The following is a 20111-nucleotide window of genomic DNA, read 5'->3' as shown; positions in this document are numbered from 1 at the left end:
CGAGTTTAGTCGGATTTAATCTTGGTCCAAGTCAGCGCCGTGAGCGCGAGCGCGAAGGCGGTGAAGCAGGCGATGAATTGGTGCCAGGTGAGGGCATCGAAAAGCACGCCTGCCAACGCGCCCACGATGGAAGAGCCCAGGTAGTAGCAGAAAACGTACATCGAGGACGCCTCGGCGCGGTCGTGGATGGCCAGTTGCCCCACCCAGCCAGACGCTGTGGAGTGGACCGCGAAGAAACCGACGGTCAGGCACACCATGCCGATTAGCGTCATGACCAAGTTGCCGGCGCAAAGGATAATGCCCACGGTAAAGAGCGCGGCGGAACCGACCATGGTTTTACCGTGCCCAATGCGCGCGACCAGCGTGCCCGCCCTGGCCGAGGACCACGTGCCGGAGAGATAAAACAGGAAGGTAAAACCGGCCAGTGCCGGCGATAGGCCGAAATCCCCGGTTAGGCGGAAGGTGAGGAAGTTATACATGGACACGAACGTGCCCATGGATAAAAAGGCAACGATAAATAACGTGGCGAGATCCTTATTCGCCCAGTGCCCAAAGACCGCACTCAGCTCGGAGCGGAAGTGAATTTCCTTGGGGTGAAAATTCCGCTGGGCGGGCAGGAGGAGCCAGCAGGTGATGGCAAAGGCCAGGGAGACTACGGCGGAACCGAGCAGCGCCCAGCGCCACGAGGAAAACTCCACCAAGCCCGCGGGAATGATGCGGCCGGTGAGCCCGCCCACGGAATTACCCGCGATATAAAGGCCCATCGCCTTAGGCAAGGCATTATCCTCGAGCTCTTCTGAAAGCCAGGCCATTGCGGTAGCTGGGGCGCCGGACAACATCGCGCCCTGCAGCCCGCGCAGGGCAATGAGCTGCCAGCTCTCTTGGGCTAGGGGCACAACAAGGCCCAGGATGGTGGCGGCGATGGCGGAAATGAGGAGGATGCGCCCGCGCCCATAGCGCTCAGAAAGAATGGACGCAGGAACCACGCAGATAGCCAACGCGCCGGTGGCGGCCGAAACAGTCATGGCCGCCTCGGTGTGCGAGATGCCCATATCCGTTACCAACGTGGGCAAAATTGCTTGGGTGGTATAGAGGCTAGAAAACACCGCCAAACCCAACAGGAGCATGGCGATGGTGGCGCGCCGGTTTCTGGTCATGCGTACCAGCATTCTCTTCACAGGCGGCGGTGTAAATTGCGCCACACCCTTGATGGGGTTAGTGCAAGCATAAAAATGCCGCCCTTCCAGTAAGGAAAGGCGGCGGAAAGTAACTAAGTTAAAAGTTACTTCTTAGCTGCAGCGAAACGCTCTGCAACGTCGTCCCAGTTGAAGACGTTCCAAGCGGCCTTGACGTAGTCACCCTTCACGTTCTTGTACTGCAGGTAGTAAGCGTGCTCCCACATATCGAGCATGAGCAGCGGGGTGAAGTCAACGGAAACGTTGCCCTGCTGGTCAGTGAGCTGCTCGATGATCAGGCGGTCAGCGATGTGGTCGTAACCCAGCACTGCCCAGCCGGAACCCTGCAGGGAGGTAGCAGCACCAGCGAAGTGTGCCTGGAACTTCTCGAAGGAACCGAAGTCGCGGTCGATAGCCTCTGCCAGCTCGCCGGTTGGCTGGCCGCCACCGTTCGGGGACAGGTTCTTCCAGAAGATGGAGTGGTTGGTGTGGCCACCCAGGTTGAATGCCAAGTTCTTGGACAGGGCGCGGATACGGTCTGGGTTAGCCTCGCCGTTGCGCTCTTCTTCCAGTGCCTCGAGGGCAGCGTTAGCACCCTTCACGTAGGTTGCGTGGTGCTTGTCGTGGTGGAGCTCCATAATCTCTGCGGAGATGTGTGGCTCCAGTGCGTCGTATGCGTATGGGAGGTCAGGAAGTTCGTAAACAGCCATTTGTGTAATCCTTTCTTCGGGTACGTGTCCCGATGATAGGCACGATCGAAAGATTTCGCCATGATTAATTTGAAATCTGCAATTACCGCGAATGTTTAGTGTCCCGGGAATCTATTTGCCCAGTACAACGTTATTAAGGGAAATGGAGAAAGGAGCTTTACCTGATGTGGATGTTTAAACCAGAGCCGAAGATGGTGGCTGCGGAAGATGCCTTGCCGGGCCGCAGCGAGCCGGTCTTGGACCCAGCCCCGCACGCGGTGCTGAATACTCCAATTACCGGTCCGTGGAAGGACAGCCAGAAATCGATCTTGATTGCCCTAGGCTGTTTCTGGGGCGCGGAGAAGATGTTCTGGGAAACAGATGGTGTTGAGTCCACCTCGGTTGGCTACGCCGGTGGCACGACCCCGAACCCCACGTATTATGAGGTCTGCCGCGGGCAAACCAACCATGCAGAAACCGTGGAGGTCACCTATGACCCGGAGAAGATCTCCTTGCGCGAGCTCGTGGTGAAGGCCTTGGAGGCGCACGATCCAACGCAGGGCTTCCGCCAAGGAAATGACGTGGGCACGCAGTACCGCTCCGCGTTTTATCCCCGCACCGAAGAAGAGCGGGAGGAAATCCAGGAAATCGTGGATAGCTACGCGGATAAGCTCAAAGATTTTGGCTTTGGGGAAACCACGACCGAGGTTAAACGCTTAACCGATACGGACTCTGGCGAGTACTACCTGGCCGAGGACGAGCACCAGCAATACCTGCACAAGGTGCCGAACGGTTACTGCCCGCACCACAGCACTGGTGTGAAGTGCGATTAGGCGTCGAGCTGGATAAATCCGGCGATTTTCCTGGCTAATTTAGGGGTGAGGTTCAGGCGCGATTGGGAGCCTAGGACCTCGTTCCAGTACCAGAGCATTTCCTGAAAATAGTTATGTCCGTGGCCACCTGGGACGTTCAGGGAGTTGATCTGGTCTAGGCCAATCTGCCACCAGGTAATAAACGGCGCCCAGCGCAGGTGGCGGAGCGTATCCGCCCGGAGTGTCTCTGGCTGGGGTTCGTGCATCCAGGTGGGGCGGCGGAACATGAGGTTCAGGTCCCACCACACGATGGCATCGGAAGCATGCTGGGCAATGAGCACGCGGGGCCGGCGCCAGCTGGAAGGAAAATCGTTGCCAAAGGCATCGTGGCGCGAGTGCTCCGGTTGGGCGACAAAGCGGACGTGTTGCCCGCCATCGATGACGGGGAGCCGCTCGAGCGAGCCGATATCGCGGCGCAGGCGCTGGGTAAAGCGCGTCATCCGCGGCGGGCCAGAAAAGACCGCGCCGCTACAAGCCGCGAGGAGTTCTTCCTTGTTCTGGAAATTATCCATAATGGCGTAGGCACCCAGGGATTCCCCTGCAAGGTAGAGCCGCGGGCGGTCTTCTTCTGGGAGCTTGTCAATTTCTTCTTGCACCACGGAAATGAGCTCGGCCGCGGCGCGCTTGGGCGCGTTTTTATCCACGAGGTAGGCGAAAACCGAGGGCAGGTAGGAATACTGCATGGTGACGGTGACGCAATCACCGGCGGTCAAAAACTCATAGGAGCTCGCGCTCCAGTTATTAATCCACCCGGATCCCGCGGGCATCTGAATGACGATGGTCTCCCGGCGCAGCGCACCGGTGCGCTGCAATTCTGAGCGCACCTTCTTCGCCGCCTGGGCAAAAGAACGCCCTGGGATATAGCCAGCATAAATGCGGATGGGTTCTTTGGCGGGAGCACCGGTGATGGTGCGAATATCGCGGGCGCGCGGGCCGTTGGAGACAAAACGCCGCCCTTGTTGCCCCAGCGCGGACCAAGGTTCAAGCGACCACGGGCTGCCGGAGCGCTCCGGCTCCCAGGGCATCGACGTGCCGGGAAAAATTTGTTTATTCAGGCGCTGCGCCTTGTGGGAGAGCGAACGGATCCAGCGCCGGAATACCACGCGGTCCGATAGCCCCACCGCGGCCACGGTGAGCCCTGCGGTAACGACCGGCCAGGCCACGAGTGCTGGAACCCAACGGCCCAATTGGCGCGATAATTTGGTCACGGTCAGCTGTGCGGCCTCGCCTACCAGTAGCAGCGCGCCGTATCCGGCGGTGCCGGCGGCTAGGCCGATGGCCGCGGTAGCCGGACCGCGAACCAGTTGTTTATTGACCAGACCCGCCTGCTTTTCCTGGTTGCGCAGCGAGAGCGCCGCATTGAAGGCGGTGCCGGCGCCAATAGCTAAGTGCAAGATTTGGCGGTGCTGCGGGCCCAAGCGGTCTTGGGGGCGCTTGCCCAGCCGGTTGAGCACGAAGCTCGTCGAGGCCGCCCCGAGGTGCCCGATGGCCTGCCCGATAGATACATTGGCCGCCGTCACCCACCACGGGCGGGGCAGCAGGGACGGCGATACCGCGGCCCACGTGGCCAGCTCTGCGCCTAAGATTCCGGCCGACATATGGGGTGGCAACGTCTGCCGGCTGGTCATGCGGACGACGGGCGTGAGATCCGCGACTACGCCAAGAGAAATTAGTGCAGCGCGGCTGAAGGCGCGTTTCATGGTTGCCCATTATCCCAGAACGTACCTCGTTGCGCAGTGTGAAACATTACGTATGCAAAACCCCGCAGGGCGTTGCACAATGGGGTTATGGCAAAGCATGTAGGAAATAAAGTCGTTCTCATTGGCGCGGGTGACGTGGGAGTCGCTTACGCCTACGCACTGGTCAACCAGAGCATCGTTGACCACCTGGCCATCATCGACATCGATGAGCGGAAGCTGGAAGGCAATGTCATGGACCTCAACCACGGTGTGGTCTGGTCTCCACAGCGCACCCGCGTCACCAAGGGCACCTACGAAGATTGTGCGGACGCTGACATGGTCGTCATCTGCGCCGGCGCCGCCCAAAAGCCCGGCGAAACCCGTCTTGACCTGGTGGATAAGAACGTCAAGATCATGAACAGCATCGTCGCAGATGTCACCGCCAATGACTTCGACGGAATCTTCCTGGTCGCCTCCAACCCAGTCGATATCCTGACCTATGCGGTATGGAAGGCCTCCGGCTTTGACCACAAGCGGGTCATCGGCTCCGGTACGATTCTGGACTCCGCGCGTTTCCGCTACATGCTGGGTGAATTGGAGGGCGTGGCACCGAAGTCCGTGCACGCCTACATCATTGGTGAGCACGGCGATTCTGAGCTGCCCGCAGTCTCCACCGCGAATGTTGCCGGTGTGCCGCTTTCGCAGAAGCTGGAAAAGGAGCCGGAATACGCCGAGCGCATTGAAAAGATCTTTGAAGAAACCCGCGACGCCGCCTATTCCATTATCGATGCAAAGGGATCGACCTCCTATGGCATCGGCATGGGGCTGGCGCGCATTACCGCCGCGATCATCCAGAACCAGGACGTGGCGCTTCCCGTCTCTGCTTACCTGCAGGGCGAGTACGGCGTGGAGGACCTCTACATCGGCACCGCAGCCATCGTAAACCGCACCGGCATCGTCCGCCCGGTAGAGCTGCAGCTCAACGAGCACGAAAAGGAGCGCTTCGACGCTTCTGCAAAGACGCTCAATGACATCAAAGAAAAGTTCTTTGGCTAGTGCACATCGTCGCGCATAGGGGATACTCCGGAAAATACCCGGAGCTATCCCCCTTAGCTTTTGAAAAGGCCCTGGAGCTTCCCATCCACGGCGTGGAGTGCGACGTGCGGTTAAGCCGCGACGGCAAGGTGGTAGTCCAACACGATCCCACCTTGGAGCGAACGACGGGGCGCGCCGGGCGGGTTTCGGCGATGGACTGGCGGGAGCTGAGTGAGGTCGACATCGGCAAGGGGCAGCGCATGATGCTTCTCGATGACCTCCTGGCCATGCTGGGGGACAAGCCCCACCACCTTTATATTGAAACCAAGCACCCCTCCGGGCAAGGCAGCGCCTTGGAAAAGCGGGTCATGGAACGACTGCGCGCCGCCGGGCTCGATGAGGACCCGCGCATGCACGTTATTTCCTTTTCCCATAAGGCCATCCGGCGCATGAAGATTTTGGCGCCGCACATTGACCGCATTTACCTGCGCCGAGACTGGGAACGCCATTTCAATCGCTCGGATTTCATGTGGTCGCGGCCGAGCGCCCTGGGGGTTTCCCTGCTGCGCGCCAAGATGCAGGCGGCCATTATTGGTGCGCAGGGCTTGCCCACGTATATGTGGACCGTTGATAAGCCGGAGGACATGAAGTGGGCTTGGTCCAATGGCGTGGACATGCTTGCCACCAATCAGCCGGAGGTGGCCCTGCGCGCTATTGAGCTGTAGAAAGCAGGTATCTTGGAGGCATGGCCAAGAAGAAAAAGAAACAAGAAGACCTGCCTGAGGGCATGTCCCGCCGTCAGGCGAAGCTTGCTGCCCGTGCCAAAGAGCGCGCCGCCTTGGAAAAAGACCCGCGCCCCTATAGCGGCCTCGCGGCGGAGGCTTCCCTCGTTGCCATGCAAGAGTTCGTGCCCTCCGCTTTTGCGAAGCTTGACGTGAAGGGCTGCGATAGGAACGTCTACGTCTCTACCGTCCTCCCGGGCGCCACCGCTGCGCTGATCCGCGATGAGGAATTCGGCGGTGATGCTTTTGTGGCACTGCAGGTGCAGTCCCACACCCACAACCCTGGCCGGGATCTGGCCTTCGCCCTGAACTGGGTCAAGAACAACGAGCCAGGTTCTACCTTGGAATCGACCGCGGCCGATGGCTCGCAGCCGGAGCTTAGTGAGCTTATCGATGCCGCAACTACCCTCGACATCGAAGTCCACCAGGACTTCAGTTGGTGGATCCCGGAAGGCGCGCAGGTCACCCCTGAGGTATCGCAGTCCATGCGCGCCGCCAATGACTCGGTCATCGAATCCCACCAGGTGGGCAAGGACATTACCGGCACCGCCTTTTGGGCCAATGCCGGCGGCGGCAAAGCGCATGTGCGCTGGGTGCGCCCGAACGACGATGAGGCCGCATTCCTCAACGCCTTGGCGCGAGTCGCCGCGCGCGGCGAGCTGAACCTGGGCGAGGACACCAAGTTTGCCGGAGTATTCCGCACCCACGGCCTTATTGCTCCCGTCTTTGACGTGCAGCCTGAGGTTGATTACTCCTCTTATGAGGACAAGCTCGCGGGCGTAGATAAGGCCTTGGAAGAAGAAATCTCCAATGACGCGCAATTGAACGCAGAAGAGCGCAAGCAGTTAGAAAACATCAAGTCCCGCCAGGTGACGTTGCGCTAAACGCACCACAACAAAGCGACCCTTTACCTCGAAAAGACAAGGAGGAAAGGGCCGCTTTCTTCGCAATCTAGCTAGGACGAGTTAAGGCATGAATAAGAAAAACTCAGGGCCGCGGCGCATAGCCTGGGCTCTTGCAGCCGCCAGCGCAATAGTCTTCATGCTTGGCATAATTAGGATGTTCTCCATGGATCCTGTGGAATGGAGAATTCACCCTGAATTCTTCATAGCAACCACACTTGCTGGTTTGTCAATAACGTTTTTCCGATACGAAGATTGAGTTCAGACCTATTTCATGGAGTCCCAGAGCTGTTGGGCGCCTTCATCGTCCCAGAGCACGACATTGCCCACGACGGTGTCCTGGAACCCGCCAATGGGAACGGTTTCCGTATCCACGCCGGATCCCATTGCGAGCGCTACGCGGGCGAGGTGCCATACGTGGTCGCCATCGCCCACGATGAAAGAGGAGGCGGTGTGGTTAATCAAGGAAATCGACCGGAAGGGGTTAATCAGCGTGGCTGGGGAAGTGATCTTATCTAGGAGCGCCGCGAAGAACTCGCGCTGACGCTGTACGCGGTCGAGATCGCCCATTGCGGTGGCGCGGGTGCGCACATAACCCAGCGCATCGCTTCCCTCTAGCTTCTGGCAGCCTTCCTGCAGATCGATGCCCGCCAGCGGGTCATTGATGGGCTCTGCAACGCAAATATCAACGCCGCCGACGGAATCGACCACATTGGCCAAACCACCCATACCGATTTCGGCATAGTGGTCAATGTGCAGGCCAGTATTGCCCTCCACCGTTTGCGTTAGGAGCTTTGGTCCGCCGTAAGCAAAGGCTGCGTTGATCTTATCCATGCCGAAGCCGGGTACTTCCACGTAGCTATCGCGCGGAATGGAGACCAGCTGGGCTTGGCCGGAGCGCGGGATATGCAGGAGCATGATGGTATCGGTGCGTCCCTCGCCCACATCGCCACCGGTGCCGAGCGCTTGTTGGTCTTCTTCGGATAGGCCCTGGCGGGAATCGGATCCCACCAACAGCCAATTGGTGCCGGAGGTATTGGCCACCTGCTCATCCGGGAGGGCATCTACCCGGGTCAGGCGCGTATCGGCCCACAGCGCGAAGATGAGGCTGCACACCACGACGACGAGGACAAAGATGCCGGCGCAGCCAAAGAACCGCTTGACCGGATTGGTCTTTTTCCGGCGGCTGTGCGGCTTAGAGTGGCGGCGGGGCGGTTGCTGCGCTTGCTGTGGTTGGTAGCGCTGCTGCAACTGCTGCGGCGATTGCGGCTGCGATCGTTGCGGCAGCCGTTGCTGTGGCTGTTGTGGTTGCTGCGCGGAACGCTGCTGCTGGGCCCGGTACTGGCTGGGGTAGCGGGTAGGGGTTTCCTGGCGCGGGATGTGCTGCTGCGGCTCGGCACGATTCGTGCGCGGCCGGCGGCGAATGGGCCGACCGTAGCGGTCCTTGAGGGGACGGCCATCGGCCCCAAGGACGAACTCACTGGATGAGCTATCGCCAGCGCGGCGCGCCTCCCGATGCGGATCTCGTCCTGATTCAGTCATGCGCTATACCTTACAAGGCGCCGGCCAATTCCCCCGCTTTCCTCGCGAGCACGCCACACTTAAAGTACGGAAAGGCCGAAGGAATAGCCGAGGAAAGCGATCGCATCGATAAGAAAGTGCGCGATGACAAGCGGCCACACGCGGCCGGTGCGGTGATAGTAGTAGCCGTAGATTACGCCCATGATGATATTGCCAAAGCCGGCCGATACCCCCTGGTACAGGTGATATGAACCGCGCAGGATAGAGCTTGCCGCCAAGGCGGCCGGCAGCGTCCAGCGCGCTTGGCGCAGCCTGGTCATTAGCCACATGACCACCACGGTCTCTTCCGCAAAGGCGTTTGCGGCGGCCTTGATGAGGGATACCGGGATTTCTAACCACGCAGTATCGAAGTCACCGGGGATGACCTCTTTGCTCCAGCCAAACTGCACCGCGACGAAATACAAAACTAGGCCCGGGATGCCGATGAGCGCGGCAAGCCCCGCGCCGTGTAACCAATCAAAGGCGCGGTAGGCAGCCGGTTTAATGTGGTCTTGTGCCAGCAGGAAAAGTACCAGCGCACCATAGGCAAAAAGGACCGCCGCCGAGCACAATTGCAGGCCCAAATCCACCCACGCAAGGCTGGATTGGCTGGAGTTGAGCGTGACGGATTGCTCATTGAGTGGCTGCGGGGCGGCCAGTGAATTGATTAGCCGCAGCACCGCCCTGACCCCGGAGATACCAAAGGTCAGGGTCAGGACGATGAGCAGTTCGGCGCGGAGGTTCTTGGTCATGGGTGCAGGATGTGGGCGAGGCCTAAAAGTTGGGCATCGGAAAGCGTAATGCCTCCCACATGCACGCCGACGGGCGGGTGCGCGGGGATGGCCCAAGGAACGGAAATGGCGGGCAATTGGGCCATATTAAACAGTGAGGCCCAGGGGGACCAGCGCGTTTGGGCGTCGAAATTCTCCGCGTGCGGAAGGGACAGGAAATGCCCCCGCAGCGGGGGATCCGCGGAGAGCATGGGCGTGATAATGGCATCGACCCGCCACTGCTGCGCCAAGAGCTCCGGGAGGTGGCGGACATGGCGCTGCGCGGCGCTTAGCTCGGCGGCGGATACGGTAGCACCTTGCTGGGCCACCCAAGCCGCGTAGCCCTCTGCCTGTGGTAGCCCCGCAAACCGGGAGGTAAAGATCTCGCGGAAGTGCGCAAACGTGGCCGCTGCCTGCGGATACGGCGCAATGGGGACGACCTCGAACCCCGCGGCGCGCAGCCGATCTGCGGCCTCGCGTGCCGCCCGCAGGTGGTGGGCCTCCACCCGGGTCGCGGCAAAAAGCGGCTCCAGCAACAGCCCAATGCGGGCGCGCGGGGTGATCATGCGGTGGCCGTGCAGGAACGCATTATCGGCCACGGTGCGGGTGATAAACCCCTCCGCGCCCAGGCTGCTGCCCGCAGGCTTAAACCCCACGACCCCGCAGGCCGCCGCGGGAACGCGGATGGAACCGCCGCCATCGCTGGCCTGGGCCGCGCGCACGAGGCCGCGGGCTACCTGGACGGCCGCGCCGCCAGAAGAACCGCCCGGGGTGCGGCCTGGATAAAGGGGATTATCGGGGTGGGGAAGATCCACCGGCTCGGTATCGACGCGCAAGCCCAACTCCGGCGTGGAGGACTTGCCAATGAATATGGCGCCCTGCTTTTCCAATGTCGCGATGAACGGCTCGCTGACCGCGGGATAGTACGTGCGCTTGGCATTGCCCAAAGTGGTGGGCATACCCGCGACATCGTTGAGATCTTTTGCAGATAGGACCCACCCGCGCAGCCGACCGGTGCGGGCGGGGGCGCGCTGCAGATCCAGGTAGGTAAAACCGTGCTCTTGAGGGCCCATGCCCTGCACATCCGCGCGGAGTCGTTCTATGGAAAAGTCCATGGCGCACCAGTCTAGTGGGCTAAGGTGACGGGCATGACTACAACCATCGCTTTCTTAGGCCCCGCCGGTACGTTCACGGAGGCCGCCGTGCACAAATTCGCCGCCGAGTGGGAAGCGCGCGGGGAGACCGTAGAGACCCTACCGGTGGACTCGCCTTCAGCGGCGGTGGCGGCCGTGCGCGCCGGGCAGGCCGATTATGCCTGCGTCGCCATCGAAAACTCCGTGGACGGGGCGGTGACGACGACCTTTGACGCACTGGTAGAAGGCGATCCCGTACAGATTTACCGCGAGGTAGATATCCCCGTGACCTTCAGCATCATGACCCGACCGGGAACGAAAGACATCACGCGCCTCAGTACACACCCGGTGGCCTTCCAACAAATCCGCGGCTGGGTAGCGGAGAACGCGCCGGGCGTGGAATTCGTGCCGGCGAGCTCGAATGCGGCGGCGGCTCAGGCCGTAGCGCGCGGAGAGGTCGACGCGGCGGCGGCGCCAGCGCGGGCGGCTGAAATCTTCGGCCTAGAAACCAAGGCGAGCGGCGTGGCGGACGTGCAGGGCGCGGCCACCCGCTTTGTGTTGGTGGGCCTGCCGGGTCGCCCGACCGCGCGCACCGGCCAGGATCGCACCAGCGTCATTTTTACCCTGCCCAACCAGCCGGGAACCCTGGTGGGGGCCTTACAAGACTTTGCCCACCGCGGGGTGGATCTCTCGCGGATTGAGTCGCGGCCGACTCGCCAGACCTTTGGCACCTACCGCTTCTATGTGGACTTGATTGGGCATATCGATGACCAGCCGGTTGCTGAGGCCCTGCGCGCAGTGTGGTTGCGGGCAGAGGAATTGCGCTTTTTGGGCTCCTGGCCCACCGCTACGCCCGTCGGCCACCCACCGCGGGACCTGGCGGAGGCGGATGCTTGGGTGGCGAGGGCGCGCAGGGGTCAATAATCTGGACGCATGACTGGAAGAATCATCCTGCTGCGCCATGGCCAAACCCATTCCAACGTCTCCCGGCTGCTTGATACCCGGCCGCCGGGCGCTGAGCTTACGGATCTGGGGCGCAACCAGGCCACGGAGGTGGGCCGGGAGCTAGCAGGCTTCGTGGGCGATCGCGAGGTCGACTTCAAGTGCTCGATTGCGCTGCGGGCGCAGCAGACCGCCACCTTGGCGGCGCGCGCCTTTGAACAGGAGCGGGGCCTGCCGCGCTTTTCCATTCCCATCGATGTCATTCCGAATGTGCAGGAGATTTTTGCCGGCGATTGGGAGCTCGATGCCAGCGAGGCCGCCCACCGCAGCCACGATACGGCCATGCGCGGCTGGTGCTATGGCGATAGCCAGGCCGCCATGGAAGGCGGCGAGCGGCTCCAGGACGTGCTTTCGCGTTTCCAGCCCGCGTTGGAAGAGATTGCGGCGCAGCTTGCCGATGACCGCGATGTCATCCTCGTCAGCCACGGCGCCGCCATCCGGGTGGTAACCAAGCACGCCACCGGGGCGGACGCGGACTTTGCCTATACCGGTTATATGCCCAATTGCCGCTTTACCGTGATGGAGCCGCGCGGCAAGAAATTTGGCGAGTGGACGCTTACCCGCTGGGCCGATATTGAGCTCTAGCCCCAGCCCAGCTGGTGCAGTTCGTGTTCTTCCATGCCAAAGTAATGGCCTAGCTCGTGGAAGACCGTGACCTTGACCTGCTCGGCCAAGTCTTCTTCTGACGCGGCCCAGCGCTGCAAAGTGCTGCGGTAGATGAAGATGGCATCGGGCAAATACCCGGTGTGGTCGAAGGTGCGCTGGGGCAGGGCGACGCCCTCATAGAGCCCTAGCAAGGTGGGATCATCGGGGTTTTCCTCTTCCACCATGATCACCAAGTTGCGCATCTTGCGCACGAATTCATCGGGCACCTGATCGAGGGCATCATTGACCATTTCCTCGAAGCGTTCTTCCGATACGGAATACATTTACGGCGCCGGCTTATTATCGCGAATCGGGTTGCGCTCCGGGCGCTCCTCCGGCGGGTTGCCGTCGATGGAAAGCGCCTGGCGGCCGCCGGTGGCGGCACCGGTGATGGAGGAAAAGCCACCATCATCGCGGGCGTGGACGAGCGAGCAGTTCACGGACTTGGTGCCGCCATTCCAGGACTCTTCAGATACGGTGCCCCAGAACGGCTGCAGCGTGGATTGGTAGAGCTGCTCTTCCCCGCCCAGGTAGTCCTCAGCGGCGGCGGTGCAGGAATCCGAGAGGAATTTATCCATTTCCTTGCCATCCGGGTAGGCATCAGGGAATTTCTTGCCCAGGTCGATGACGGATACCGTCTCCAGCTGGTGTGGCTGGGCGCAGTCCACCACGTGCGGTACTTGCTGATCATCGATGGCCAAGCACTCGCCCGGCTTGGCCAGATTGGCCTGTTCGGAGGCCTCGACGTTGCCGGTGGTCAACTGCGGCACGCCGTGATCATCGGTGGTTTGTAGGCCGCACAGCAGGGTGCGGTCACCGTTATTCCACGCGGATTCCGGCGGCAAAATGGAGGCAATATCGTATTTGCCGTGCGGATCCCACTTGCTGTGCAGGTAGCTCACCGTGGCGGACTCACAGAGCTCATCGCGCAGCTGGTGCTGGCGGGTAAGCGCGGGCCGCGAGGCATCCGGGCCGAATTCACTGGTGGGGTAGACGCTGAGATCCTCCACTGTGGAGACCTCGAAGCGGTGCTGCTCCGAGCATTCCACCTCTTTGAAGGAGGCGGCAGAGCCATCCTCGTTGATATCCCACGTCACGCAGGACCCAGCGGAAGCGGAGGTAAAAGGCTCCGTCTTCGGGTCGGAGGATCCTGAGCCATCGGCACCGCCCGCAGAGGACTGCTCGGAAGCGGCGGTAGTATCGCCCCCGTTAGACCCGTGGTTGCTGACAATGCCGTAGATGCCCATGAAAACGGCCGCCGCGATTGCTGAGATCAAGGCAATCTGGACGGCCACAGCGGAACGCCACGCAGGTGATTTCTTCATAAGGCCCATTATCTTACCCTTTAAGCAGGGTGTTTTCTAGATTGAGGTATCCCGGGAAACTCGGGTATTCAGGTGGTACCTATCGGTGCGGTAGACCGAGGAACACCACTCCACGGGCTTATCCCCCGAGCGCGAGCAGCGCACGATGTGCAGCAGTGGGGAACCCACGGGGACATCGAGAAGCGGCGCAATCTCCTCATTGGCGGCAATGGCGGAGACGGTCTGGTCCGCGTCCGTGATGGGGACGCCAAACGTCTTATCCAAAATGGAATACACCGAATTATAGGTGTCATTTTCCAGCAGGCTCGGCGCAAAAGCGGAGTTATACCAGCCGTCATCGATGGAATAGGGCTCGCCATCGCCCAAGCGCAGTCGGCGCAAATGAATCTGTTCTTCCGTGGCAGGGGTGCCAAAGAAATGGGTGGCAGCCTCCGGGGCGCTCGCGCGGCCGCTATTGAGGATCTTGGAGGAAGCCACCACGTCCTGGGCGCTCATTTCATCAGAAAAAGAAGCCAGGTGCAGGCGCGATACCAAGGGGTTGGGGGCTACGAAGGTGCCCTTACCGCGCACGCGGCGCAATCTTCCGGCAGCAACGAGATCCCCGATGGCCCGGCGCACCGTAATGCGGGAGACGCCATAGGTTTCTTCCAGGAGCCTCTCACCGGGGAGGATATCACCGGGTTTGAGGGTGGTATTACATAATTCCTCCAGAATATCGTGCAATTGGGCGTGCTTTGGGGTGGGGCCGTCGCTGATTTCGCGGGCCGGTAATTCTAGGGAGGACATGATTCCATAATAATTCGCTGGTTATTACCACGGCAAGGCAATGGCAGTGCGCTAGAATCAGTTCCGTGATTGATCTCAAGCTACTCCGTGAAAACCCAGACGTTGTCCGCGCCTCCCAGGTCACCCGTGGGGAAGACCCCTCGCTCGTGGATCAGCTCCTCGCAGCCGATGAGAAGCGCCGCCTTGCCATCCAGAAGGCCGACGAGGTGCGTTCCCAGCAGAAATCCCTGGGCAAGAAGATTGGTCAGGCCTCCCCGGAAGAGCGCCCGGCGTTGCTGGAAGGCGCAGATGAGCTGAAAGCCAAGGTAAAAGAGGCTGAAGAGGCTCGGTCCGCGGCTGAGGCCACGGTGGAAGAGCTGCAGTACAAGATCGATAACGTTGTCGAAGGCGCACCCGCCGGCGGCGAGGATGACTTTGTCCTCGTTGAAGAGGTAGGTGAGATCCCGCACTTCGATTTCGAGCCCAAGGACCACCTTGAACTCGGTGAATCCCTGGGGCTCATTGACGTCAAGCGCGGTGCGAAGGTCGGCGGCGCCCGCTTCTACTACCTCACCGGCGATGGCGCATTCCTGCAGCTGGGCATGCTGATGTTGGCTGCGCAAAAGGCGCGGGAAGCCGGCTTCCAGCTGATGATTCCGCCGGTTTTGGTGCGCCCAGAGATCATGTCCGGCACGGGCTTTTTGGGCCAGCACTCCGATGAGATTTACTACCTGCCAGCCGATGATCGCTACCTCGTGGGCACCTCCGAAGTCGCGCTGGCTGGCTACCACAAGGATGAGATCATCGATCTATCCAATGGTCCCCTGCAGTACGCGGGTTGGTCCTCCTGCTTCCGCCGGGAGGCCGGTTCCCACGGCAAGGACACCCGCGGCATCCTGCGCGTGCACCAATTCGACAAGCTAGAAATGTTTGTCTACTGCAAGCCGGAAGACGCCGAGGACATGCACCAAAAGCTCCTCGATATGGAAAAGGAAATGCTGGCTGCGATGGAATTGCCGTACCGCACCATCGATATCGCCGGCGGTGACTTGGGCTCTTCGGCGGCCCGCAAATTCGATAACGAGGCGTGGGTGCCAACCCAAGGCACCTACCGCGAGCTGACCTCCACCTCCAATTGCACCACCTTCCAGGCCCGCCGCCTGTCCACCCGTTACCGCGATGAGAGCGGGAAGACCCAGGTGGCCGCCACCTTGAACGGGACCCTGGCCACCACCCGTTGGATCGTGGCGATCTTGGAAAACCACCAGCAAGCCGATGGCTCCGTCGTTGTTCCAGAGGCCCTGCGCCCATTCGTGGGCAAGGATGTCCTCACGCCGCAGTAGCCTGCGGAACAAAGCTAAAGGAGCACCATGAACGCTGCGACGAATTTCTTGTACCGCCAGATCACCCACATCGGGCGCGGCCTCACCTTGGCCCAAGGCCTGCAGATGCGCCTGTCTGGGGAGGAGAATATTCCCGATGACGGCGGTGCCGTCCTTGTGTGCAATCACACCGGGTATATGGATTTTCTGTTCGGCGCGTTCATTGCCTATCGCAAAAAACGGCTGGTGCGCTTTCTAGCCAAGGCCAGCATCTTTAGCGCCCCAGGCGTGGGCGCCCTGCTGCGCGCCATGGGGCACGTGCCGGTAGACCGCATCGATGGCAAAGAGTCCTTGCGCAAGGCGGTAGAGCTTGCCGAGGCCGGCGAGCTGGTCGGCGTCTTTTCTGAAGGCACGATTTCCCGCAGCTTTGAAATCCGCAGCATGAAAACCGGCGCATCCCGCATCGCTTTTGAAGCCGGCGTGCCGGTTGTCCCACAGGTGATGTTCGGCTCGCAGCGCCTGTGGACAAAGGGCCACAAAAAGAACTTGGGCCGCACAAAGACTCCGGTCTTTATCACCGCGCTGGAGCCGTATTACCCCACCGGGGATCCGGAGGCCGATACCGCAGAAATCCGCCGCCGCATGCAGGAGGCCTTGGAGGGACTCTGGGAGGATTACGAGGCGGAGTTCGGCCCCATGCCCGCCGGCGAATATTGGGTTCCTGCGCGCAAGGGTGGTTCCGCCCCGACGCTGGAAGAGGCCGAAGCCCGCGATGCGGAGGTGGAAACGGAGCGGCACCGAGTGCGTCGCCTGCGCGATGACTTGGTGGGACTCAAAGACCGCGTTTCCGTTTCCACCGTTGAACTCGTGCGCAACCACATGGCCTCTGCCAAGGATGAGGAAGGCCAGGATGAGCACGATGGCAAAGAGCCGCAGGAAAAGAAGCATATCGCAGCCGATACCTTGGAGTGGGTTAAGACCAACCTCAACGCCGTGGTGGAAGAGGCAACCCGCGGCTTGGATGAGGGCAAGGATAAGGTCGCCGATGTTATGGCCCAGTTGAAGACCGATGTTGCGCAGGCCCAGGCCTCTATTGCCGCAAGCAGCAAGGAGATCTGGGAAGGATCCGTGGTAGAGCAGGGACTGCTCGCCGCGGCGACCCAATCGCGCTTGATCGTCTCCCGCCTGCCGCACCGGCTCAAGGCCCAGTTTTCTGCCATCCCGCGCGTAGTGGTGGCGCATCAAAGCACGCTGAACTGGGAAGACGATGCCCTGACCCCGCGCCTGAAGGCGGCGCTAGAAAGCATCTACCCCGCAGCGGAGGTGCTCATCGTGGTCTCGTGCGATGCGGATCTCGATGTCCCGCAGGCGGTGTGGCATATCCAGCTTGATGAGCAGGCCGAAAAGCCGCTCTTGGATAAGGAAGCGATGAAGGTTACCTCCGCCACGGCCGCCGCCGGCGTGGACTGCATCCTGGATGATTTGGACGCCAAGCCGAGCGAGGCATTGGTCTTTGGTAATGAGCCGGGGGATGAGGGGTTTTTGAATCACATCCCGGTCGTTGCCCTGGAGACAGCACCCATCGAAGTGGTCAAGGATGCGCAGGCTGTGACGTATTCCGCCGAGCGCGCAGGCATGTCCGAGGTTTTGGAAGCGATGGCCCGGTTACAAAAAGACTAGGCGCGTGCAAACGTTGGCGTTACCACCCCCGCGAGGGGGTGGTTTTCTTTTTGGTTGGCTAATCAAAGGGCGGGAATTGACTGCTTACGGGGCCGGAAGTTACGTGTGAGAAACCTCTAGTGAATGTTTAAGCGGTGACCTCTACCATAGGAGATAGGAGATATTGGCTCTACTTTTTAGAGCGCAATAGTCGCCATCATGAATCATCCAAAACTTGCTTTTAGCTGTGCTTACGCCATCTCATTCATCGTTTGTCGGAGCAAGCACACATGAGCACCAAGGAAGGAGATGCGGTCTCTAATGACCCAGCAAAGCAATCAATCCTTTAACCCCGAATATTTTGAAAATGTGTGGAATGGCTACGCGGATGAGGACTACGACGTCGTCATCATCGGTGGTGGCTCCGTAGGTGCCGGCGCGGCACTGGATGCGGCAACCCGTGGTTTGAAGACCGCGGTGCTGGAGTCCCGCGACTTCGCCGCTGGTACCTCTTCTCGCTCTTCCAAGATGTTCCATGGTGGCCTGCGCTACCTTGCAATGTTTGACTTCCGCCTCGTGGCAGAGTCGCTGAAGGAGCGCGAGCTCAACATGTCCACGTTGGCTCCCCACCTAGTTAAGCCGCTGAAGTTCATCTTCCCGCTCACCCATCACGTATGGGAGCGCGTCATGATGTTCGGTGGCTTTACCCTTTATGACCTCATGGGTGGCGCAAAGAGCGTGCCGATGCAAAAGCACCTCACCCGCAAGGGCGCCCTCAAAGTCACCCCTGGCCTGAAGGAAGACGCCATCGTCGGCGGTGTGCGCTACTACGACACCCTGGTGGACGATGCCCGCCACACCATGACTGTGCTGCGCAGCGCCGCTGAATACGGCGCCGATGTGCGCACCAATACCGAGGTCATCGGCTTTGACAAGGACCGCGGCGGCCGCGTCGTTGGCGCTAAAGTCCGTGATACCGCCACCGGCCGCGAGGCCACCGTGCGCGGTAAGGTCTTCATCAACGCCACCGGTGTCTGGAACGACAAGATCCAGGAGCTGGCCGGCGTGGAAGGAAAGTTCACCGTTCACGCCTCCAAGGGTGTGCACATCGTCGTGCCAAAGGATGCCCTGGATGCAGAAGCAGCACTGTGCTTCGTCACTGAAAAGTCCGTCCTCTTCGTCATTCCATGGGGCGACTACTGGATCATCGGTACCACCGATACCGACTGGGAAAAGGGCCTATCCCTTCCGGATCCCGCCCCCACCAAGGCGGATATTGACTACATCCTGGATGAGGTCAACCAGCGCGTGCGCCGCCAGATCACCCGCGATGACATCGTCGGCGTCTACTCCGGCCTGCGCCCGCTGCTATCCGGTAAGTCCGATTCCACCACCAACCTGTCCCGTAACCACGCCGTGGCTCGCGTGGCCCCGGGTATGGTCTCCGTTGCCGGTGGTAAGTACACCACCTACCGCGTCATCGGTAAGGATGCCGTTGACCTAGCCGTGGAAGAACTCGGCGGCAAGGTGCCAGAGTCCATCACCGAGCACACCCCGATCCTGGGCGCTGCCGGCTACCACGCTCTGGCCAACCAGATTCCTACCTTGGCCCGCCGCTACAACCTGAGCGAGGACTTCATCGAGCACCTGCTCGGCCGCTACGGTTCGCTTTTGGGCGAGGTTCTGGCTCCTGCGCAGGACGATGAGTCCCTGCTCGAGCCCGTTCCCGGTGCTGAAACCTACCTCTGGGCTGAGGTGCGCTACGCCGTTACCCACGAGGGCGCCCTGCACTTGGACGATATCTTGACCCGTCGCCTCCGCGTTGCCATTGAGTTCGGTGACCGTGGCGTCAATGCAGCTCCCGCCGTTGCGGACTTCGTTGCTCCGCTGCTGGATTGGAGCGAGGAAGACAAGCAGCTCGAGGTGGATACCTTCACCAAGCACACCGAGGCAGAGCTGGCCGCCGAGGCAGCTGTGACTGACCGCGAAGCTAACGACATCCTGGTCCGCGCTGGCTCCGCTCGTCCGACCGAGACTCAAGGATAAGGGGAGGCGCTAATGGCTGGATCTGATGCATTCTTGTGGGAGTTTATCGGCACCACACTGCTGCTGCTTCTTGGTAACGGCGTGTGCGCGCTGGTAAACCTCCGCACCTCGGGCGCTCGTGGCTCCGACTGGATTGTTATTGCCTTGGGCTGGGGCATGGGCGTCTTCGTCGGCGCCAGCGTGGCCGACCCCTCTGGCGGCCACTTGAACCCTGCGGTAACGCTCATGCTTGCGCTCAATGGTTCGCTTGAATGGAACCTGGTTCCGTTCTACGCGCTGGGCCAAATCCTGGGTGCTATGTTCGGTGCCTTCCTGGCATGGGCTGCGTTCAAGCAACTCTTCGATGCGAATAACTACGACGAAGAGGGCAAGGTTACCGGCGCCAATTCTGAAACCGGGGGAATCTTCTTCACCGCCCCCGCGCACCCACACAATGGCTGGAATACGGTAACCGAGTTCATCGCCACCACCGTATTGTTGATGTTCATCGCCTTCGGTCCTGCCGGTGGCGAGCTGGGCCCACTGAGCTACTTCGGCGTGGCATTCGTCGTTGTCGCCGTCGGCCTGTCCCTTGGTACGCCTACGGGATATGCCATCAACCCGGTCCGTGACTTGGGACCGCGTTTGATGTACGCCTTCGTCCTTCCCATTAAGGACAAGGGCAGCGCTAACTGGGGCTATGCATGGGTGCCGATTGTTGGCCCGCTGCTTTCGGCCGTTGCCGTTGGCCTATTGTCCATTGCGCTTTAA

19 protein-coding genes are annotated in these 20111 nt (G+C 60.8%); 10 read left to right on the top strand and 9 right to left on the bottom strand.

Translation table 11 applies throughout. The features are described from left to right. Positions 1-5: 5 nt before the first annotated feature. Positions 6-1157 (bottom strand): MFS transporter, encoded by a 1152-nt coding sequence (locus CACC_RS11065; protein WP_035108573.1) that lies wholly within the window; start codon positions 1155-1157, stop codon positions 6-8. Positions 1158-1282: 125 nt separating this feature from the next. Beyond that, complete coding sequence (locus CACC_RS11060) at positions 1283-1885, bottom strand: superoxide dismutase (RefSeq protein WP_005279684.1); 603 nt, start codon at positions 1883-1885, stop codon at positions 1283-1285. A 164-nt stretch (positions 1886-2049) separates the two neighbouring features. Here CACC_RS11060 and msrA point away from each other — a divergent pair, with 164 nt between their 5' ends. Further along, positions 2050-2697 carry a peptide-methionine (S)-S-oxide reductase MsrA gene (msrA, locus tag CACC_RS11055; RefSeq protein ID WP_005279686.1) on the top strand — a complete coding sequence of 216 codons (648 nt, stop codon included), beginning with the start codon at positions 2050-2052 and terminating at the stop codon, positions 2695-2697. On the opposite strand, the gene CACC_RS11050 is transcribed toward msrA, so the two are convergent. Then, entirely contained in the window at positions 2694-4436 is a 1743-nt protein-coding gene (locus tag CACC_RS11050) for an alpha/beta-hydrolase family protein (RefSeq protein ID WP_005279689.1), read from the bottom strand. The two genes, msrA and CACC_RS11050, sit on opposite strands and share 4 nt — an antisense overlap. Positions 4437-4523: 87 nt before the next feature. On the opposite strand from CACC_RS11050, the gene CACC_RS11045 reads away from it, so the two are divergent. The 3 genes from CACC_RS11045 to CACC_RS11035 are packed head-to-tail and all read left to right on the top strand — an operon-like array spanning position 4524 to position 7116. Next, positions 4524-5471 carry an L-lactate dehydrogenase gene (locus CACC_RS11045; RefSeq protein WP_005279691.1) on the top strand — a complete coding sequence of 316 codons (948 nt, stop codon included), beginning with the start codon at positions 4524-4526 and terminating at the stop codon, positions 5469-5471. After that, on the top strand, positions 5471-6175 hold the full coding sequence (locus tag CACC_RS11040; protein WP_005279693.1) for a glycerophosphodiester phosphodiesterase family protein: 705 nt from the start codon (positions 5471-5473) through the stop codon (positions 6173-6175). The genes CACC_RS11045 and CACC_RS11040 overlap by 1 nt, the downstream gene beginning before the upstream one ends. Positions 6176-6195: 20 nt before the next feature. Then, entirely contained in the window at positions 6196-7116 is a 921-nt protein-coding gene (locus CACC_RS11035; protein ID WP_005279695.1) for a DUF5926 family protein, read from the top strand. A gap of 285 nt (positions 7117-7401) precedes the next feature. Here the strand turns inward: CACC_RS11035 and CACC_RS11030 are convergent, their stop codons facing one another. From CACC_RS11030 to CACC_RS11020, 3 genes are read right to left on the bottom strand one after another with little or no spacing between them, the layout of a single operon-like run. Continuing rightward, positions 7402-8676 (bottom strand): LCP family protein, encoded by a 1275-nt coding sequence (locus tag CACC_RS11030; RefSeq protein ID WP_005279697.1) that lies wholly within the window; start codon positions 8674-8676, stop codon positions 7402-7404. 59 nt (positions 8677-8735) lie between these two features. After that, complete coding sequence (locus CACC_RS11025; RefSeq protein ID WP_005279698.1) at positions 8736-9446, bottom strand: CPBP family intramembrane glutamic endopeptidase; 711 nt, start codon at positions 9444-9446, stop codon at positions 8736-8738. Then, on the bottom strand, positions 9443-10579 hold the full coding sequence (locus CACC_RS11020; protein ID WP_005279699.1) for an amidase: 1137 nt from the start codon (positions 10577-10579) through the stop codon (positions 9443-9445). The genes CACC_RS11025 and CACC_RS11020 overlap by 4 nt, the downstream gene beginning before the upstream one ends. A gap of 33 nt (positions 10580-10612) precedes the next feature. On the opposite strand from CACC_RS11020, the gene pheA reads away from it, so the two are divergent. Together pheA and CACC_RS11010 are read left to right on the top strand one after the other, a co-directional pair. Further along, on the top strand, positions 10613-11521 hold the full coding sequence (gene pheA, locus CACC_RS11015; RefSeq protein WP_005279700.1) for a prephenate dehydratase: 909 nt from the start codon (positions 10613-10615) through the stop codon (positions 11519-11521). Positions 11522-11530: 9 nt separating this feature from the next. After that, positions 11531-12184, top strand: a complete 654-nt coding sequence (locus CACC_RS11010; protein ID WP_005279701.1) for a histidine phosphatase family protein — start codon at positions 11531-11533, stop codon at positions 12182-12184. Here CACC_RS11010 and CACC_RS11005 read toward each other — a convergent pair. Genes CACC_RS11005 through CACC_RS10995 form a run of 3 tightly spaced genes read right to left on the bottom strand, consistent with a single transcriptional unit; the run spans position 12181 to position 14355 of the window. Continuing rightward, positions 12181-12528 (bottom strand): metallopeptidase family protein, encoded by a 348-nt coding sequence (locus tag CACC_RS11005; RefSeq protein WP_005279702.1) that lies wholly within the window; start codon positions 12526-12528, stop codon positions 12181-12183. The genes CACC_RS11010 and CACC_RS11005 overlap by 4 nt on opposite strands. Beyond that, positions 12529-13578, bottom strand: a complete 1050-nt coding sequence (locus CACC_RS11000) for a septum formation family protein (protein ID WP_005279703.1) — start codon at positions 13576-13578, stop codon at positions 12529-12531. A 27-nt stretch (positions 13579-13605) separates the two neighbouring features. Next, positions 13606-14355: a GntR family transcriptional regulator gene (locus tag CACC_RS10995; RefSeq protein WP_005279705.1), complete on the bottom strand. Its 750-nt coding sequence runs from the start codon at positions 14353-14355 to the stop codon at positions 13606-13608. Between the two features lie 65 nt (positions 14356-14420). Here CACC_RS10995 and serS point away from each other — a divergent pair, with 65 nt between their 5' ends. The 4 genes from serS (at position 14421) to CACC_RS10975 (ending at position 20111) form a co-directional block, all read left to right on the top strand. Then, on the top strand, positions 14421-15677 hold the full coding sequence (serS, locus tag CACC_RS10990) for a serine--tRNA ligase (protein ID WP_005279707.1): 1257 nt from the start codon (positions 14421-14423) through the stop codon (positions 15675-15677). A gap of 27 nt (positions 15678-15704) precedes the next feature. Then, the gene (locus CACC_RS10985) at positions 15705-17336 is read left to right on the top strand and encodes a lysophospholipid acyltransferase family protein (protein ID WP_005279709.1); all 1632 of its coding nucleotides are present in this window, start codon (positions 15705-15707) and stop codon (positions 17334-17336) included. Between the two features lie 300 nt (positions 17337-17636). Then, on the top strand, positions 17637-19361 hold the full coding sequence (locus CACC_RS10980) for a glycerol-3-phosphate dehydrogenase/oxidase (protein WP_005279711.1): 1725 nt from the start codon (positions 17637-17639) through the stop codon (positions 19359-19361). Positions 19362-19373: 12 nt separating this feature from the next. Then, positions 19374-20111 carry an MIP/aquaporin family protein gene (locus CACC_RS10975; protein ID WP_005279712.1) on the top strand — a complete coding sequence of 246 codons (738 nt, stop codon included), beginning with the start codon at positions 19374-19376 and terminating at the stop codon, positions 20109-20111.

Origin of the sequence: Corynebacterium accolens, assembly GCF_023520795.1 — a bacterium.
GTDB classification, from domain to species: Bacteria; Actinomycetota; Actinomycetes; order Mycobacteriales; family Mycobacteriaceae; genus Corynebacterium; species Corynebacterium accolens.
This window is presented reverse-complemented; position numbering and strand designations above follow the sequence as displayed.

Excerpts from the sequence above, each read along its gene's own strand:
- CACC_RS11065 (WP_035108573.1), bottom strand. The coding sequence starts at position 1,157 with ATGACCAGAAACCGGCGCGCCACCATCGCCATGCTCCTGTTGGGTTTG.
- CACC_RS11060 (WP_005279684.1), bottom strand. The coding sequence starts at position 1,885 with ATGGCTGTTTACGAACTTCCTGACCTCCCATACGCATACGACGCACTG.
- msrA (WP_005279686.1), top strand. The coding sequence starts at position 2,050 with ATGTGGATGTTTAAACCAGAGCCGAAGATGGTGGCTGCGGAAGATGCC.
- CACC_RS11050 (WP_005279689.1), bottom strand. The coding sequence starts at position 4,436 with ATGAAACGCGCCTTCAGCCGCGCTGCACTAATTTCTCTTGGCGTAGTC.
- CACC_RS11045 (WP_005279691.1), top strand. The coding sequence starts at position 4,524 with ATGGCAAAGCATGTAGGAAATAAAGTCGTTCTCATTGGCGCGGGTGAC.
- CACC_RS11035 (WP_005279695.1), top strand. The coding sequence starts at position 6,196 with ATGGCCAAGAAGAAAAAGAAACAAGAAGACCTGCCTGAGGGCATGTCC.
- CACC_RS11030 (WP_005279697.1), bottom strand. The coding sequence starts at position 8,676 with ATGACTGAATCAGGACGAGATCCGCATCGGGAGGCGCGCCGCGCTGGC.
- CACC_RS11025 (WP_005279698.1), bottom strand. The coding sequence starts at position 9,446 with ATGACCAAGAACCTCCGCGCCGAACTGCTCATCGTCCTGACCCTGACC.
- CACC_RS11020 (WP_005279699.1), bottom strand. The coding sequence starts at position 10,579 with ATGGACTTTTCCATAGAACGACTCCGCGCGGATGTGCAGGGCATGGGC.
- pheA (WP_005279700.1), top strand. The coding sequence starts at position 10,613 with ATGACTACAACCATCGCTTTCTTAGGCCCCGCCGGTACGTTCACGGAG.
- CACC_RS11010 (WP_005279701.1), top strand. The coding sequence starts at position 11,531 with ATGACTGGAAGAATCATCCTGCTGCGCCATGGCCAAACCCATTCCAAC.
- CACC_RS11005 (WP_005279702.1), bottom strand. The coding sequence starts at position 12,528 with ATGTATTCCGTATCGGAAGAACGCTTCGAGGAAATGGTCAATGATGCC.
- CACC_RS11000 (WP_005279703.1), bottom strand. The coding sequence starts at position 13,578 with ATGGGCCTTATGAAGAAATCACCTGCGTGGCGTTCCGCTGTGGCCGTC.
- CACC_RS10995 (WP_005279705.1), bottom strand. The coding sequence starts at position 14,355 with ATGTCCTCCCTAGAATTACCGGCCCGCGAAATCAGCGACGGCCCCACC.
- CACC_RS10985 (WP_005279709.1), top strand. The coding sequence starts at position 15,705 with ATGAACGCTGCGACGAATTTCTTGTACCGCCAGATCACCCACATCGGG.
- CACC_RS10980 (WP_005279711.1), top strand. The coding sequence starts at position 17,637 with ATGACCCAGCAAAGCAATCAATCCTTTAACCCCGAATATTTTGAAAAT.
- CACC_RS10975 (WP_005279712.1), top strand. The coding sequence starts at position 19,374 with ATGGCTGGATCTGATGCATTCTTGTGGGAGTTTATCGGCACCACACTG.